1 pseudogene is annotated in these 1,412 nt (G+C 43.5%); it reads right to left on the bottom strand.

Going from position 1 to position 1,412, the window contains the following annotated elements:
• Positions 1–47: 47 nt before the first annotated feature.
• A pseudogene (locus ABEW73_RS33520) lies at positions 48–1,387 on the bottom strand (transposase).
• Positions 1,388–1,412 lie beyond the last annotated feature (25 nt).

Here is a 1,412-nt window from a genome sequence, read left to right as displayed (position 1 = left end):
AAAAAAGAGCATACTGCTCCAGCTCAATTTTGTTCATTTTTTTTAAACTATGCGGCTTGAGTTTGGAGCTGTTTGTTTAGTCGATTAACGGCTAATTTCATGCTGTTGTAGTTACGAGGTTAAAATGCAACCTCGCTTTTGTTCCCGATCGATGTCTCACATTGTTTAATTGGAAGAACTCTTTTAAATAAGTATTCACACGTTCAACGGTCGATCTCCGCTTAGCGATATGTTTCCATGAAACGGTTCCACGCGCTGGAGCTGAGTATTTTCTTATGTCTGTTGTGACCTTCATCTTGTAGACCTTCTGGCACAAGGAATCGTGGGCTAAGGGACAATTTTCGCATTCCTTCGGTCGAACGTATTTAAGTGTCTCGTACTTTGGGTCATAACTCTCATAGCGGTACGAATGCTCACGTACACATGTTGGTGCAAAGTGTTCATCGAAACCTTCTAGCTCCGGTTCACGCTTGCGGTTGTAGGCATGATCGCATGAGCATTTGCCTTGCGAACTTCTTGGTAAATGCCCTCATAATCGTAGCCTGCATCCATTGTAGTGTAGCTGAACGAATATTCAGGAAACTGTGTTTTCAGCCCCTTCAGCAGTGGAATAGCTGCTTTTCCATCGTTCAAACTTCCAGATGAAAGTAGTGCTCTGTGTGCCAACGGCAAGATGACCTTTGTAACCGTACCAGCTAAAGTTTTTATTTTCGCTATTGCATTTAACACCTCACTCGGATGCTATTGGCATTTGCTGTCTAAGTACCTCAAAGGGCTCGGACAACTGGTCGGCTATCTTCTTTTTGAAGATAGATTTCTGCTCCTCTTCAAGCTGTTTCTGTAGTAACCAAGCTTCTCGTTCGTGTTTAGCCTTGCGACCACGCTTTTTGGGAGAAACCGGTGTTTTATCTTTTTCTTTATCTTGTTTCGAGAGGGCTTGGTCACGAGCCTCAATGTGAGTAGCATCGATCGCGATGGTATCGTCTGGAATAAACCCTTCCTCCAATGCGAGCTTTAATACATGTTGGTTGACATTTTCTAATGCATAGCTTTGACTTAACTTTTGAATTAGCCGAGAGTAGGTTGTTGCTGAAGGAATGGATTCCGCCAAAGAAAATCCGCAATCCAAGCGAAAGAGAATGTCTTCGCGAAGCCTCTTGAGCAAATCTTTGATCGTTGGAATGCGTTCAACGATTCGTGCAACAAGCGAGTAGATGACGGCAGAATAATTAACGTCTACAGGAGCGCCAAAGCGTGATCGTTTACAAACGACAGACAGCATTGGAGCAATGTCTAACGTTGCAAAGCTCGCCTCAAATCGGTGTTCACGTTGAATGTTATATAAATCTTGCAGGGAAAATAGACTCTCGTGTCGAATATATGGCATAGGGAGTTCACCTCGTCTCTTTTGG

The organism is Paenibacillus lautus (assembly GCF_050482385.1).
Taxonomy (GTDB): domain Bacteria; phylum Bacillota; class Bacilli; order Paenibacillales; family Paenibacillaceae; genus Paenibacillus_AQ; species Paenibacillus_AQ lautus_B.
This window is presented reverse-complemented; position numbering and strand designations above follow the sequence as displayed.